We start from the raw sequence: 13,602 nt of genomic DNA on the forward strand, positions 1-13,602 counted from the left end.
GCCCGGCGAACCGGGCCCCTTCAGGAAGGCAACCGGCCCGAAGGCCGATTGTCAGGCAAGTGCTTGCCCGATCAACGCCCATGCATGGGCATGAACTCGGGATAGGCTTCGACACCCACCTCGGCGACGTCGAGACCACTCATCTCGTCTTCCGCGCTCACGCGCAGTCCCATGGTGGCCTTGAGGATCATCCAGACCACGAAGGAGACGACGAAGGTGAAGACACCATAGGCAACGATGCCGACGATCTGGACACCGAAGCTGGCGTCGCTGTTGGTGAGCGGAACGGCGAGCGTTCCCCATATACCTGCAATCAGGTGAACCGGGATGGCACCGACAACATCGTCGATCTTCAGCTTGTCGAGCAGCGGCACGGTGAGCACCACGATGACACCGCCAATGGCACCGATGATGATGGCCATGAACGGGCTCGGCGTGAGCGGTTCAGCGGTGATCGACACCAGACCGGCCAGAGCACCATTGAGCACAAAGGTGATGTCGACCTTCTTGTAGAGGATCTGCGTGAGGATCAGCGCAGCGACGACACCTGCAGCGGCGGCCAGATTGGTGTTGGCGAAGATGCGGCTGATGTCGGATGCATCGGCATTGGAGCCCATGGCAAGCTGCGAGGCACCATTGAAGCCGAACCAGCCGAGCCAGAGAATGAAGGTGCCAAGTGTGGCAAGCGCCATGTTGGACCCTGGAATTGGCGAGACCTTGCCGTCGGAGGAAAATTTGCCATTGCGCGCGCCCAGAAGGATCGCACCGGCAAGAGCTGCCCAGCCACCCACGGAGTGAACCAGAGTGGAGCCAGCGAAATCCTGGAAGCCCATGGCATCGAGCCAGCCGGCACCCCATTTCCACGAACCTGCGATCGGATAGATGAAGCCGGTGAGCACGACGACGAAGATCAGGAACGGCCACAGCTTGATTCGCTCGGCCAGCGTGCCCGAGACGATGGAAGCAGCGGTGGCGACAAAGACCATCTGGAAAAACCAGTCGGAGGCGACGGAATAATCGCCCTCATTGGCCGTACCGGCAGCGGGCCAGCTATAGGGCGCGAAGGTGCCGATATAGCTCGACACATCCACATACATCAGGCTGTAACCCACCACCCAGTACATGATGCCGGCGATGGAATAGAGCGCGACGTTTTTCAAGAGCTGCATGGAAACATTCTTGGTGCGCACCATGCCCGCTTCGAGCATGGCAAAACCCGCCGCCATCCACATGACGAGAAAACCGCCCATGAGAAAGAGCAGGGTGTTGAAAATAAACGCCGTCTCGGAAGCCGAGGCAAATTCCGGGGCCGCCTCAGCGGAATCCTGTGCCAGAGCCGGAAAGGACATGGCTGCCAGCGCGAGCCCGCCCAGCGCCAGCGGACCCGCGGCGCTCTTCAGTGTTCGATACATCATCTGATTCTCCATCGGAATATGCTGCCGCTTAAAGGGCTTCGACGCCGGACTCGCCGGTGCGGATGCGCACCGCCTTGTCGAGCGCGTGGACAAAGACCTTGCCGTCACCGATCTGTCCGGTGCGGGCGGCCTCGACGATGGCTTCAACCACCTGGTCGACCATGTCGGAATCGACCGCCACCTCGATCTTGACCTTGGGCAGGAAGGTCACGGCGTACTCGGCGCCGCGATAGATTTCCGTGTGTCCTTTCTGTCGTCCGTAGCCCTTGACCTCCGTGACGGTGAGGCCTTGGATGCCGAGGCCGGTGAGCGCTTCGCGCACGGCCTCCAGCTTGAAGGGCTTGACGATTGCCATCACTATTTTCATGGCAGTTCACCTTTGCTGTTGCGGGATCCCGCGGGTTGCCTGCATCGCGCGAACCGCCATGCGGACCGCGACAGCAAAGGAGAATCAAATGCCGTGCCAGTTCGAATGAACAAGCTTCAAGCTATTGAAAAATATATTAAAATAATCGGCCCGCTCGGGCAGAGGAGAATCTGGCGCCGCAAGATCTGCGCAATAAATAGGCAAAACTTTCATTTTGCCTATTTTGTGCGCAATCGCACCAGTCCTTCTTGAGCAACAGATGCGATCAGCGTGCCATCAAGCGCATAGAGACTGCCACGGGAGAAGCCACGCGCGCCCTGCGCCGATGGGCTGTCCTGCGTGTAGAGAAGCCAGTCATCAAGCTTGTGCTGTCGATGAAACCACATGGCGTGGTCGAGGCTTGCCATCTGGATATCCGGATCGAACCCGTTGCGACCATGGGCGAAGGTGGAGGTATCGAGCAGCGTCATGTCGGAAAGATAAGCAAGCACAGCGGCCTGCAGTGCCCGATCGTCCGGCACCGGACCCGTGGTGCGGATCCACACGTCCTGGCGCGGCGGCAGCTTGTCGCGGCTGGTATAGTGCTCAATGATGACCGGTCGCACCTCGATGGGACGCTCGCGCGCCCAGTAACGCCGGATGTTTTCCGGCACACGCTCGCCAAACTCGGCCAGAAACTCGCGCTGGGTGCGCAGATTTTCCGGAGGCGTGACGCCCTCAGGCATGGGAAGCTGATGATCGAGGCCGGGCTCCTCTTTCTGGAAAGAGGCGGAGAGCGAAAAGATGGCGTGGCCATGCTGAATGGCAACCACGCGGCGGGTGGTGAAGCTGCCGCCATCGCGGATGCGATCCACTTCGTAGATGATCGGCACTGCCGGATCACCAGGCCGCATGAAATAGCAATGGAGCGAGTGGACATGACGGGCGGCATCGACGGTGCGCTGGGCGGCGACGAGCGCCTGACCGATCACCTGCCCGCCGAAAACGCGTTGCCAGGCCGATTGCGGACTGCGACCACGAAACAGATTGTGTTCGAGCGTCTCAAGATCGAGTATGGCAAGCAGGTCTTGCATGGCCGACGACATGAATGGGCTCCCTCCGGCGCAAAATGTATGGCTGACCGTTTCCAAGACGAAGGCGGGAACCAAGTCAAGCCCCCCCGGATTGGGTCAAAGACACGCTGGAACGCTGATTTAAATGAGGTGCCGCTATGGCCAGGAATACGAAACAGACATCCAGGCGCGAACTCGACATCCTGATCGCCGGGGCCGGCTATGTGGGGCTGGCGACCGCTGTTTCCATTGTGCGCGCCCAGCCAGGTCTCAAAGTGGCGCTGGTGGACGCCGCGCCCGAAGGGGTGTGGCAGCGGGACGGGCGCGCTTCGGCCATCGCGGCTGCGGCCTGCCGCATGCTCAAACGGCTCGATTGCTGGACAGAGATAGAGCCGGAAGCTCAGCCCATCACAGAGATGGAAATCACCGATTCGCGCACCGCCGATGTGGTGCGGCCGGTGTTTCTCACCTTTGGAGGAGAGGCCGGGGAGGGCGAGCCCTTCGCCCACATGGTGCCGAACCGCGTGATGAATGGCGCATTGCGCGCCCGCGCTGCCGAGAGCGGCATTGAGATTATTGACGGTGTCGCAGTCGACGGCTTTGCCAATATGGGTGGCCATGTGACGGTGAGCCTTGCAGATGGCACGACCTGCCGCACCCGGCTTCTCATTGCTGCCGATGGCGTGCGCTCGCGCCTGCGCGACATGGCCGGTATCAAGACGGTGAAGTGGGATTACGGCCAGTCGGGCATCGTTTGCACCGTGGCGCATGAGCGCCCGCACCATGGTCGCGCGGAGGAGCATTTCCTGCCCGCCGGCCCGTTCGCAACGCTGCCGTTGACAGGCAACCGCTCGTCCATCGTGTGGACTGAGCGCACGGAAGATGCTGAGCGCCTCGTGAGCGAGGATGACCTCGTCTTCGAGCAGGAGCTGGAGCTGCGCTTCGGCCTAAAACTGGGCGAGATACGCGTGGAAGGCCCGCGCCGCGCGTGGCCTCTGGGGCTCACGCTGGCGCGCGAATTCGTGAAACCGCGCTTCGCACTGGCGGGCGATGCGGCGCATGGCATCCACCCCATTGCGGGGCAGGGTTTGAATCTCGGCTTCAAGGACGCGGCAGCGCTGGCCGAGGTGATTGTGGAGGCCGAACGGCTGGGCGAGGATATCGGTGCGCTCGACGTGTTGCAGCGCTATGAGCGCTGGCGGCGGTTCGACACGGTGCAGATGGGTGTGACAACCGACATTCTGAACCGGTTGTTCTCCAACGATATCGGCCCGGTGCGGGCGCTGCGTGATTTTGGTCTTGGCCTGGTTGAACGAATGCCGGCCATGAAGCGTTACTTCATCCAGCAGGCTTCGGGACTGGCCCCCGGCACGCCGAGACTGCTGCGCGGAGAGGCGATCTAGCCTTTTGGCTTCAACGCACTATTTCCAATAAGGAGAAGACCATGGCAATGAAACGGCATGCGGACGTCACCTGGAAGGGATCACTGGTCGAAGGCTCGGGCAGCCTCAACACACAGAGCGGTGCGCTTTCGGGCCTGCCCCTCGGTTTCAAGGCCCGTTTTGAGGACGAGAGCGGCAAGACGGGCACCAATCCCGAAGAGTTGATCGCGGGCGCCCATGCCGGCTGTTTCGCCATGCAACTCTCCCACATGCTGGCCGAGAGCGGCACACCGGCGGAGAAGCTGGACGTGCGAGCCGACGTCTCCCTGCAGCCGGCCAAAGGCGGCGGCTTCGAGATTACCAAAAGCGCCCTAACGCTTGTGGGCAAGGTGCCGGATCTCGACGAGGCAAAATTCGTTGAGATCGCCGAGAAGGCCAAGGCCTCCTGCCCCGTCTCCAAGGCGCTCGGCGCAATCGAGATAACGCTGGACGCCAAATACGGCTGACGACACTTTCGCGATGAAAAACCGTCGGCCGACGCAATGGAAGGTCGTTCGATGGCACCACTTCGCAACCAAAAATCAGGCGATGCAGCTAGAATTTCCTTACGAAACAAGTCGTTCGGGAGGAATGGCATGCTGCATACTCACACACCGCGGACGCTGAAAACCGCGGCACAGAAACCCTCACTCACCATAACCGACATCACGGCCGAGGCCGCGAAGCTGGACGCGTTCGATCATCACGAACGCGTCTGGCACGGCCGCGACGGGGAACGTGGTCTGAACGCCATCGTGGCAATCCACAACACCGCGCTTGGTCCCGGTCTCGGCGGTACGCGTGTATGGCCGCACGAGAGCTTCGAGGCGGCCCTCACCGACGTCTTACGCCTGTCGCGCGGAATGACATTCAAGTCGGCGGTGGCGGGCATGGATTTCGGTGGTGGCAAGGCACTGATCATCGCCAATTCCAAGACCGACAAGACGCCGGCCCTGCTTGAGGCCTATGCGGAGATGCTGGCAGCGCTCGACGGCCAGTATTTCACCGGAGAAGATGTCGGTTTCACCGTCGCTGATGCGGATTTTCTGCGCGAGCGTACCCCAAATGTGACCGGCACCACCGTGGGCGGCAGCGGCAACCCTTCGCCCGTGACCGCCCATGGCGTGTTTCTGGGGATCAAGGCCGCGCTGAAGCACCGTGGCGTCGCCACGCTCGACGGCGTGCACGTTGCCGTGCAGGGGCTTGGCTCGGTGGGCTGGACCCTGTGCGAAAAGCTTCACGCGGAAGGCGCGAGGCTTTCGGTGACCGACATCGACGCAGCCCGGATGGAGCAGGCGAAAGACACATTCGGCGCAACACCGATTGCGCTGGACGACATTCTGAAAGTGAACGCCGACGTATTCGCCCCCTGCGCGCTGGGTGGCGTGCTCTCTTCCGAAACGATCCCGGCGCTCGGCGCGCAGATTGTTGCGGGTGCCGCCAATAACCCGCTGGTCCGACACGAGGATGCCCGGCTCCTGATGGAGCGCGGTGTGCTCTATGCGCCTGACTATGTGATCAATGCCGGCGGGCTTCTGAACGTTGCAGCCGAGCTCGCGCCAGGCGGCTACGACCGTGAAGCCACGATGGCGAAAGTGGCGAAGATACCCGAGACTCTCGCAGACATTTTCACCCGCGCCGAGGCACAGAAGCGCGCCACCAACGATGTGGCCGCAGAGATCGCGTTTGAGCGGATTAACGCGGCGCGGTAGCGCTGAACAACTGGCGGGTTGCGCGCGATGGGCGCAGCCCGCTCAGTTCAAACGCGGATCACTTGATCCCCGTAAAGGCCGCCTCACCCCAGACCTGGCGAACGCGTGCATCGCGACCGCAGCCCTCGCGGTAGCCCTTGTAGGCGTCTTTCTTCTTCACCAGCCCAAAGCGGGAGAGGATGCGCTCGTCGCTCTGGTAATAATTCTGGTGGTAATCCTCCGCCGGCCAGAATTTAGCAGCCCCGAGTATCGGCGTGACGACATTGCCACCGAGCGCGGCGCTTGCTTCCTGTTTGGCTTTCTCGGCTGCAGCCTTCTGTGCATCGTCAAGCGCATAGACTGCTGTTGAATAACTCTCGCCCCGGTCGCAGAACTGGCCGCCGGCATCGGTCGGGTCGACCGAACGGAAGAAGATTTCCAGCAACCGGTCATAGCTGACCGTCGCATCGTCGAAATCGATCTTCACCACCTCCCGGTGGCCGCCCGAGGAATAGGTGCGGTAGGTCGGGTTTTCCGTGCTGCCGCCCGCATAGCCGGACACCGTGTCGAGCACGCCGGGGACCTTGTCGAAATCGGCCTCGACGCACCAGAAACAGCCCCCTGCGAATATGGCGGTCTGCTTTTCAGCCGATGCTGGCTGTGAAAACGTCGCAATGGCGGTAAGGGAAAAGGCCGCGGCCAAAAGGGAACGTCGCAACATCGATATCTCTCCTGTATTCGCCACAGAGCTACAACGTAGGCCGGCGAATTCAAATCAACCCGCTACACGCTTGCGTGAGGTGAATGAAGCTGAAGAGAGAGGGCAGCGATCCTCCCTGCCGTGACAGACAGCGGGCAGGGAGGAAAGACGTATTCTAGACGCGGCGCTCGACCATCATCTTCTTGATGTTGGCGATCGCCTTGGCCGGGTTAAGGCCCTTGGGGCAGGCCTGGGTGCAGTTCATGATCGTGTGGCAACGATAGAGCCGGAAGGGGTCTTCCAGATTGTCAAGACGCTCACCCGTCTTCTCGTCGCGCGAATCGATCAGCCAGCGATAGGCCTGAAGCAGCACGGCAGGGCCGAGATAACGCTCGCCATTCCACCAGTAGCTCGGGCACGAGGTCTGGCAGCAGAAGCACAGGATGCACTCGTAAAGCCCGTCGAGCTTGGTGCGGTCCTCATGGCTCTGCTTCCACTCGGTCGCAGGCTCCGGCGTGATGGTCTGCAGCCACGGCTCGATGGAGGAAAGCTGTGCATAGGGCACGGAAAGATCCGGCACCAGATCCTTGACCACCGGCATGTGCGGCAGCGGGTAGATCTTCACCGCATCCTGAGCAACCTCATCCATGCCCTTGGTGCAGGCAAGCGTGTTGGTGCCGTCGATGTTCATCGCGCAGGAGCCGCAGATGCCCTCGCGGCAGGAGCGGCGGAAGGTCAGCGTCGGGTCGATCTTGTTCTTGATGTAGATCAGCCCATCGAGGACCATCGGTCCGCAATCGTCCATGTCGACATAATAGGTATCGACACGCGGGTTTTCTTCATCATCCGGCGACCAGCGATAGATCTTGTATTCGCGCAGATTGGTCGCGCCCTCGGGCTTCGGCCAGACCTTGCCCTCCTTGACGCGGGAATTCTTGGGAAGGGTGATTTCAACCATGATTTCCTCGCCTCAGTAGACCCGCGCCTTGGGCGCGATTTTCTTGGGATCGATGCCGCCGTCTTCCGGCCTCAGCATCGGGTCGGTGTGGACGGGACGATAGTCGAGCGTGACCTTGCCGGCCTCATCGACCCAGGACAGCGTGTGCTTGCGCCAATCCTCGTCGTTGCGGCCGCCCATCGGACCATCCTTGTAGTCCTCGCGGGCATGGGCGCCACGGCTCTCCTTGCGCGCTTCGGCGCTGTAAACCGTGGTGATGGCGTTGGCCATCAGGTTTTCCAGCTCCAGCGTCTCCATGAGATCCGAGTTCCAGATCATTGAGCGGTCGGAGACCTTGACGTCGGGAAGCTCTTTCCAGACGGCGCTGATGCGCTCGCAGCCCTGCTCGAGCGATTCCTGCGTGCGGAAAACGGCGGCGTCTTCCTGCATGGCGCGCTGCATCTTCTCGCGCAGTTCCGCCGTGGGCGTGGAACCCGAAGCATGACGCAGTCGGTCGAAACGCTCCATGATCTTTTCGCAGGCTGCCTCGTTGAGCGCCGGAACGGGAGCTTCACGGTCCACCACCTCGCCGGCGCGAATGGCGGCGGCACGGCCAAAGACCACAAGGTCGATCAGCGAGTTGGAGCCCAGACGGTTGGCACCATGCACGGAGGCACAGGCCGCCTCGCCAACGGCCATCAGGCCGGGTGCTACCGCATCGGGGTTGTCCTTCGTCGGGTTCAGCACCTCACCCCAATAGTTGGTCGGGATGCCGCCCATATTGTAGTGGACCGTCGGCAGGACCGGGATCGGCTCGCGGGTCACATCGACACCGGCGAAGATGCGGGCCGATTCGGCGATGCCGGGCAGGCGCTCGTGGATGACCGCCGGATCCAGATGGTCGAGATGCAGGAAGATGTGATCCTTGTTCTTGCCGACGCCGCGGCCTTCACGGATCTCCATGGTCATGCAGCGCGACACCACGTCACGCGAGGCAAGGTCCTTGGCCGATGGCGCATAACGCTCCATGAAGCGCTCGCCCTCGGAATTGACCAGATAGCCACCCTCGCCGCGCACACCCTCGGTGATGAGGCAGCCGGCACCATAAATGCCGGTCGGGTGGAACTGCACGAACTCCATATCCTGCAGCGGCAGGCCGGCGCGGGCGATCATGCCATTGCCGTCGCCCGTGCAGGTGTGGGCGGAGGTGCAGGAGAAATAGGCGCGGCCATAACCGCCCGTCGCCAGCACCACCATCTTGGCGGAGAAGCGGTGAATCGTACCGTCTTCGAGGTTCCACGCCACGACACCGGTGCACACACCATCGTCGGACATGATGAGATCGAGCGCGAAATACTCGATGAAGAACTCGGCGTGATTCTTGACGGACTGGCCATAGAGCGTGTGCAGGATGGCGTGGCCGGTGCGGTCTGCCGCCGCACAGGTGCGCTGCACGGGCGGGCCGTCGCCAAAATTCTGCATGTGGCCGCCGAAGGGACGCTGGTAGATCTTGCCTTCCTCGGTGCGCGAAAACGGCACGCCGTAATGCTCCAGCTCGTAAACGGCGGCGGGCGCCTCACGGGCGAGATATTCCATGGCGTCGACATCGCCGAGCCAATCCGAACCCTTCACCGTGTCGTAAAGGTGCCACTGCCAGTGGTCCGGGCCCATGTTCTTGAGCGAGGCGGCGATGCCGCCCTGTGCCGCCACCGTGTGCGAACGGGTCGGGAAGACCTTGGTGATACAGGCCGTTTTCAGACCCTGTTCGGCCATGCCGAGCGTGGCGCGAAGGCCGGCACCACCGGCCCCGACGACGACGACGTCGAACTTGTGGTCGACATAGGTGTAGGCGCTTCCCGCCTTCTTTTCTGTTGCCTTTGCCATAACCGGGTTCAGCCTCCGAGGGCGATCTTGACGAGGGCGAGGAGAGAAACGACGCCCAGAATGAGTGTGAAGAAGATGTTGCCGATCAGGAGCGCGACCTTGCCGCCCTCGCCGTGGACGTAGTCCTCAATGATGACCTGCATGCCGAGTTTCATGTGGTAGAGCACCGACAGGACGGCGAAAGCCAGAAGCACGGTGACGACCGGATTGGCGATGGCCGCGCGAACCTCTTCATAGGATGCGCCATTGTTGGCGATGACGAAGCCGATGAAGAAGATGACAAGCGGAATGTTGGCGATGGCCGTGAGGCGCTGACGCCAGAAGTGATCCGTGCCTTCCTTGGCCGAACCGAGACCGCGAACGCGGTTGAGCGGTGTGCGCATGTCGCTCATGATCAAAACCCTCCACGGACGGCATAGCCGATGATCCAGACCAGGATGGTCAGCACGATGGAGACGGCGATAGTGGCCTTGGCCATTTTCGTGGCCGTCGTCTTTTCAAGGCCGCGCCCCGTGTCCCAGACGAGATGGCGAAGCCCGCCGACCAGGTGATGGATCATGGCCCAGGTGAAGCCGAGCAGGACGAGACGGCCGAACCAGGACCCGTAGATGCCGTTGACGGTGTCGAAGGTTTCCTTCGAGCCGCTAGCGGCGGCAAGCCAGATGACGAAAAGCACCATGCCGAAATAAAGCGCGCCACCGGTGATGCGGTGGACGATCGACATAAGCATTGTCGGAATGAGGCGATAGACTTGAAGGTGAGGCGAAAGCGGCCTTGCCTTTACAGTTGCGGTTTTGCTCATGGCTTCCCCAATTCGATACCGGCGCGGCGGGGTGGCTGTTGCGAGAGCGACATCGGGTCCCGAACTCGCGCCCTGCGGCTGTGGCTTTCTAATGCGGTTTTTGCAGTGCGTCAAAGCCGCAAAAGCAATCCTTTGGCCGAATATATTGCAGCACGCGCGCAGGACGACCGGCATTGTGCGACTTCAAACGATTGAAGGCATTTTTTGCCTGTCGACACGGCGGCCCTTCTATCTGCGACAGGTAATTGGCACCTTGCCGCTAACCATCCACAGCGCCTCGCTACCCTCGATCACAACAGCGTAAAGCGACTCGCCGTAGCGGACGCTTTGCCCCGGCGGCGACGCCGGCAAATCCAGCTCCAGCCCCCGAGGGCTGACCACGGATATACCGCCACGCCTCGGGGAAATCGTCATCTCCATACCGTCATCGCAGGCCAGCTTGACCGGTCCTGAAAAAGCAAGTCCGGTGGCCTTGTTCGCCTCCTGAGAGGATGGCGCGACACAACCAGCCAACCCAGGCACGGATGCGGTGAGCAGGAAACCGAGCATGCCGAACTGGCACGTCCGCCATGAAGGCAGTCCTGAAAACGTCATTCGAAAGCCTCTATTGCGGATCTGAAGCCGGCATACGTTCGCTGGACTGCTCAAAACGGATGACATGTGTGGTCCAGTCTGCCGGGGCCGCCATCGCCTCGTAAAGCTTGCGCCCTTCTTCCGGCTGGCGCGGCGCATTGAGCGCGAGGCGCGCCCAGCCGCGCTCTTCGGCCTGATCGGCAATAACATCGACCAGTGCCTTGCCGATACCCTTGCGGCGGTGATCGTGATGTACGAAGAGATGGTCGACCAGGCCATGACGCATGCCGGAAACCGGATCCGGCAGATCGTAGAACAGCGCGAACCCGACCAGGACGCCGTCGAGACTGGCACCGACCACCTCCACGGCGCGATCCTGCAACAGCGTTTCGGCGTAGTATTCGTCGGGACGACGCGGCGCACCGCGCTTCAGCGACTGGGTGTAGGCTGCCAGCAGGGGCGCCAGAACATGCGCATCCTTGAGACGCAGCGGATTGATGTCGATCTGATGATTCTCGCCCATGGAGCACCCTTCCCCGAAATTAACCACGTCTGTCAATCGGCATGTTTGAGAACCATGCTCCACGTGACAAAGGTTAAGAAAGGATTAATGTGTGGAGAATGAGGAGGCCACGAGGATTCAAGGAGCGATGGCGCATGCCTTTACGACCTCTATTCGTGGCAGCGGCCCTTGCGGCCGCAGCGATCACTGTGCCGGCTATAGCCGGAGGTTTTTATGACGCAGGCGGTGGCCGGGTCTATGCGGATGCCTATGGCAATCTGGTGATCCACAGCCGCGCTGGCTTCAAACGTATTCTGGTCGGCAAGGGACACCTGGCTGACGACTATCGCGCGCTCGAGATCGAATCGCCGCGCCAGACCGCCTATCTGGAACGCAGCGGCGGGAAGCTCTATCTGCGCCGCGCCGCACCGTGCAGCGCCGGGGCCCTGATCAAGGGCCGCAGCTATATGTACGGCCTGTCCGAGGGCGAGCTCCCGGTGCTTGTTTCACCCTGCGACTGACCGCGACCCATGAACTATCCACGCACAGCGACCGCAGACTGGGCATTCGCGATCAAGCGGGCAATAACGCCCGTTAACGGGTCCGTGCTGCGTGCCGCCGTGGTCGGCGCGGCGATTGGCGCAGCGGTTGTTCTCGGGATGGAGTTGCGTGAACTGACCGACCGGCAGGGCGGCCTGAAGGCGAGCCTGCGATTGGCATTGGATCATGCAGCGCAGCGTGTGCAGACTGTTGCTGGCTCGGAAAACAGACATCCTCTATGGCAGCGCCCGGCGGAGGATACCGCTCCGCCCCGACGACCGGTTTCATCATCAGCGTCCGGCCTCATTTTCACGACCGGACGAAACGGCGTCCTTTCACTCAAGGGCGTGATCCAGCCGGGGAGCGCCAGCCGTCTGCGTGATGTGCTGACCGCATCGGCATTGCCGATCACCACTGTCACGCTCGATTCTCCGGGGGGTGCGCTTAACGACGCCATGGCCATGGCGCGGTTGATTCGCCAGCGGGGGCTGGCGACCCGGGTTGAGGCCGGCGCGACCTGCGCCTCCTCATGTCCGCTGGTTCTGGCTGGCGGTGCGGAGCGCCATGTCGGCCGCAATGCGACCGTCGCCTTGCACCAGTTCCACAGCCCCGGGAGCCTCTTCGATCCTCGGCAGGCCCTTTCGGATGCCCAGCTGGTGACCGCAAGGATTTCCCGCCATCTGGACGAAATGGGTGTCGACCCGGCCCTTTGGCTGCATGCGCTCGACACCCCGCCGCGTGCGCTCTACGTGCTCTCTCCGGAGCAGATGATCGCTTACCGGCTTGTTACAGATACCCGGTCGCTGGCGCTGAACTAGGCCGGCATGTGCCGCGACAGATTGGCCGGTAGCCGACGCAGCTAGGGCCCTGTCAGCCCTCTTCCACGTCCGGCTGATATTCAAGAATGTCGCCGGGCTGACAATCGAGCGCCCGGCATATCCTTTCGAGCGTCTCGAAGCGGACACCGCGCACCTTGCCCGATTTGAGCAGAGAGACATTCTGTTCAGTGATGCCGATCTGCTCGGCCAGTTCCTTGGAACGCATCTTACGGCGCGCCAGCATGACATCGAGATTGACGATTATCGGCATGGCGATCACACAAAGTCGCGCTGTTCAGCGCGCACCTCTGCCGCCACCGCCATGAGCCGCCCTGCCATATACATGACGCAGGCGATCAGAAGCGCCAGAAGCTCGGAACTTCCAAACCCTATCGACAAGGCCTTCTGACCAGGTGGATTGCCAAGGGTCAGAACGAGGATCATCAATGTCTGCAACAGGATGCTTCCTCCCGCCACGGCCACGAATGCAAGGCTGGCTCGGCGCAGCCAATGGGCCGATTCAACCGACAGCGGCTCCTCTGCTGCAAAAGCACCAAACATCCGCCAGACACAATAAAGCGCAGCCGCGAGCAGCCCGAACTGAACAACCATCAACGCGACCGTGGCACCCACGGCCAAAGGCGTAAAGGTCAGCGGACCGGAAAGAGAAAGACCATTTCGAACAAGCTCCTCGAAACGAGCTGGCTCCCCGCCAGCACTCAGCACCAGCCAGCAAACCGCAAGAGCGATCAGAAGGCCAACACCAAGGACAATGTGCTGCATCAGGCGCCCAAGACGGCGCAATTCGGCCACGTCATGCATCAAATCACCTCTTGCTTGATTTAATTAATGTATTACGATAATTAATTATCCTGTTTCAACCTTTTTCAAAAGGACTAT

The 13,602-nt window shown here is 61.5% G+C and carries 17 protein-coding genes; 5 read left to right on the top strand and 12 right to left on the bottom strand.

All coding sequences use genetic code 11. From position 1 onward, the window contains the following. Nucleotides 1–71: 71 nt before the first annotated feature. The 3 genes from amt to tesB form a co-directional block, all read right to left on the bottom strand. Complete coding sequence (gene amt / locus HF949_RS01965) at nucleotides 72–1,415, bottom strand: ammonium transporter (protein ID WP_292898045.1); 1,344 nt, start codon at nucleotides 1,413–1,415, stop codon at nucleotides 72–74. A gap of 28 nt (nucleotides 1,416–1,443) precedes the next feature. Next, nucleotides 1,444–1,782 (bottom strand): P-II family nitrogen regulator, encoded by a 339-nt coding sequence (locus HF949_RS01970; protein WP_065816944.1) that lies wholly within the window; start codon nucleotides 1,780–1,782, stop codon nucleotides 1,444–1,446. Between the two features lie 218 nt (nucleotides 1,783–2,000). After that, a complete protein-coding gene (gene tesB / locus HF949_RS01975) occupies nucleotides 2,001–2,867 on the bottom strand; it encodes an acyl-CoA thioesterase II (protein WP_292898046.1) in 867 nt (288 codons plus the stop codon). A gap of 125 nt (nucleotides 2,868–2,992) precedes the next feature. Between tesB and HF949_RS01980 the strand changes: the two genes are divergently transcribed. From HF949_RS01980 to HF949_RS01990, 3 genes are all read left to right on the top strand, one after another. After that, on the top strand, nucleotides 2,993–4,237 hold the full coding sequence (locus HF949_RS01980; protein ID WP_292898047.1) for a ubiquinone biosynthesis hydroxylase: 1,245 nt from the start codon (nucleotides 2,993–2,995) through the stop codon (nucleotides 4,235–4,237). 47 nt (nucleotides 4,238–4,284) lie between these two features. Further along, nucleotides 4,285–4,722, top strand: a complete 438-nt coding sequence (locus HF949_RS01985; RefSeq protein WP_292899968.1) for an OsmC family protein — start codon at nucleotides 4,285–4,287, stop codon at nucleotides 4,720–4,722. Nucleotides 4,723–4,851: 129 nt separating this feature from the next. Further along, complete coding sequence (locus HF949_RS01990) at nucleotides 4,852–5,967, top strand: Glu/Leu/Phe/Val family dehydrogenase (protein WP_292898048.1); 1,116 nt, start codon at nucleotides 4,852–4,854, stop codon at nucleotides 5,965–5,967. Nucleotides 5,968–6,025: 58 nt separating this feature from the next. Here the strand turns inward: HF949_RS01990 and msrA are convergent, their stop codons facing one another. The 7 genes from msrA to HF949_RS02025 all read right to left on the bottom strand — a co-directional run bounded on the left by msrA (nucleotide 6,026) and on the right by HF949_RS02025 (nucleotide 11,365). After that, entirely contained in the window at nucleotides 6,026–6,667 is a 642-nt protein-coding gene (gene msrA / locus HF949_RS01995) for a peptide-methionine (S)-S-oxide reductase MsrA (protein ID WP_292898049.1), read from the bottom strand. A gap of 154 nt (nucleotides 6,668–6,821) precedes the next feature. Next, nucleotides 6,822–7,604, bottom strand: a complete 783-nt coding sequence (locus HF949_RS02000; protein ID WP_065816939.1) for a succinate dehydrogenase iron-sulfur subunit — start codon at nucleotides 7,602–7,604, stop codon at nucleotides 6,822–6,824. 12 nt (nucleotides 7,605–7,616) lie between these two features. Next, entirely contained in the window at nucleotides 7,617–9,467 is a 1,851-nt protein-coding gene (gene sdhA, locus HF949_RS02005) for a succinate dehydrogenase flavoprotein subunit (protein ID WP_229449632.1), read from the bottom strand. Between the two features lie 8 nt (nucleotides 9,468–9,475). Beyond that, a complete protein-coding gene (gene sdhD, locus HF949_RS02010) occupies nucleotides 9,476–9,859 on the bottom strand; it encodes a succinate dehydrogenase, hydrophobic membrane anchor protein (protein WP_292898050.1) in 384 nt (127 codons plus the stop codon). Between the two features lie 2 nt (nucleotides 9,860–9,861). Continuing rightward, entirely contained in the window at nucleotides 9,862–10,269 is a 408-nt protein-coding gene (sdhC, locus tag HF949_RS02015; protein ID WP_292898051.1) for a succinate dehydrogenase, cytochrome b556 subunit, read from the bottom strand. 228 nt (nucleotides 10,270–10,497) lie between these two features. After that, on the bottom strand, nucleotides 10,498–10,863 hold the full coding sequence (locus HF949_RS02020) for a hypothetical protein (protein WP_292898052.1): 366 nt from the start codon (nucleotides 10,861–10,863) through the stop codon (nucleotides 10,498–10,500). 10 nt (nucleotides 10,864–10,873) lie between these two features. After that, entirely contained in the window at nucleotides 10,874–11,365 is a 492-nt protein-coding gene (locus HF949_RS02025) for a GNAT family N-acetyltransferase (RefSeq protein WP_292898053.1), read from the bottom strand. Between the two features lie 134 nt (nucleotides 11,366–11,499). Between HF949_RS02025 and HF949_RS02030 the strand changes: the two genes are divergently transcribed. Continuing rightward, a complete protein-coding gene (locus HF949_RS02030; protein WP_292898054.1) occupies nucleotides 11,500–11,865 on the top strand; it encodes a hypothetical protein in 366 nt (121 codons plus the stop codon). Between the two features lie 9 nt (nucleotides 11,866–11,874). Further along, nucleotides 11,875–12,702, top strand: coding sequence for a hypothetical protein (locus tag HF949_RS02035; RefSeq protein WP_292898055.1), 828 nt, complete (start codon nucleotides 11,875–11,877; stop codon nucleotides 12,700–12,702). A gap of 52 nt (nucleotides 12,703–12,754) precedes the next feature. On the opposite strand, the gene HF949_RS02040 is transcribed toward HF949_RS02035, so the two are convergent. Then, complete coding sequence (locus HF949_RS02040; protein WP_292898056.1) at nucleotides 12,755–12,973, bottom strand: helix-turn-helix domain-containing protein; 219 nt, start codon at nucleotides 12,971–12,973, stop codon at nucleotides 12,755–12,757. Nucleotides 12,974–12,978: 5 nt separating this feature from the next. Next, entirely contained in the window at nucleotides 12,979–13,524 is a 546-nt protein-coding gene (locus HF949_RS02045) for a DUF2975 domain-containing protein (protein ID WP_292898057.1), read from the bottom strand. Nucleotides 13,525–13,602: the final 78 nt, after the last annotated feature.

The sequence above is a fragment of the Nitratireductor sp. genome (assembly GCF_017794765.1).
Taxonomy (GTDB): domain Bacteria; phylum Pseudomonadota; class Alphaproteobacteria; order Rhizobiales; family Rhizobiaceae; genus Nitratireductor.

What these genes read in the sequence shown, in the direction of transcription:
- HF949_RS02030 (WP_292898054.1), top strand. Translation starts at nt 11,500, where the DNA reads ATGCCTTTACGACCTCTATTCGTGGCAGCGGCCCTTGCGGCCGCAGCG.
- HF949_RS02025 (WP_292898053.1), bottom strand. Translation starts at nt 11,365, where the DNA reads ATGGGCGAGAATCATCAGATCGACATCAATCCGCTGCGTCTCAAGGAT.
- sdhD (WP_292898050.1), bottom strand. Translation starts at nt 9,859, where the DNA reads ATGAGCGACATGCGCACACCGCTCAACCGCGTTCGCGGTCTCGGTTCG.
- tesB (WP_292898046.1), bottom strand. Translation starts at nt 2,867, where the DNA reads ATGTCGTCGGCCATGCAAGACCTGCTTGCCATACTCGATCTTGAGACG.
- HF949_RS02040 (WP_292898056.1), bottom strand. Translation starts at nt 12,973, where the DNA reads ATGCCGATAATCGTCAATCTCGATGTCATGCTGGCGCGCCGTAAGATG.
- HF949_RS02000 (WP_065816939.1), bottom strand. Translation starts at nt 7,604, where the DNA reads ATGGTTGAAATCACCCTTCCCAAGAATTCCCGCGTCAAGGAGGGCAAG.
- HF949_RS01985 (WP_292899968.1), top strand. Translation starts at nt 4,285, where the DNA reads ATGAAACGGCATGCGGACGTCACCTGGAAGGGATCACTGGTCGAAGGC.
- HF949_RS01990 (WP_292898048.1), top strand. Translation starts at nt 4,852, where the DNA reads ATGCTGCATACTCACACACCGCGGACGCTGAAAACCGCGGCACAGAAA.
- msrA (WP_292898049.1), bottom strand. Translation starts at nt 6,667, where the DNA reads ATGTTGCGACGTTCCCTTTTGGCCGCGGCCTTTTCCCTTACCGCCATT.
- HF949_RS01970 (WP_065816944.1), bottom strand. Translation starts at nt 1,782, where the DNA reads ATGAAAATAGTGATGGCAATCGTCAAGCCCTTCAAGCTGGAGGCCGTG.
- HF949_RS02035 (WP_292898055.1), top strand. Translation starts at nt 11,875, where the DNA reads ATGAACTATCCACGCACAGCGACCGCAGACTGGGCATTCGCGATCAAG.
- HF949_RS02045 (WP_292898057.1), bottom strand. Translation starts at nt 13,524, where the DNA reads ATGCATGACGTGGCCGAATTGCGCCGTCTTGGGCGCCTGATGCAGCAC.
- HF949_RS01980 (WP_292898047.1), top strand. Translation starts at nt 2,993, where the DNA reads ATGGCCAGGAATACGAAACAGACATCCAGGCGCGAACTCGACATCCTG.
- HF949_RS02020 (WP_292898052.1), bottom strand. Translation starts at nt 10,863, where the DNA reads ATGACGTTTTCAGGACTGCCTTCATGGCGGACGTGCCAGTTCGGCATG.
- sdhC (WP_292898051.1), bottom strand. Translation starts at nt 10,269, where the DNA reads ATGAGCAAAACCGCAACTGTAAAGGCAAGGCCGCTTTCGCCTCACCTT.
- amt (WP_292898045.1), bottom strand. Translation starts at nt 1,415, where the DNA reads ATGATGTATCGAACACTGAAGAGCGCCGCGGGTCCGCTGGCGCTGGGC.
- sdhA (WP_229449632.1), bottom strand. Translation starts at nt 9,467, where the DNA reads ATGGCAAAGGCAACAGAAAAGAAGGCGGGAAGCGCCTACACCTATGTC.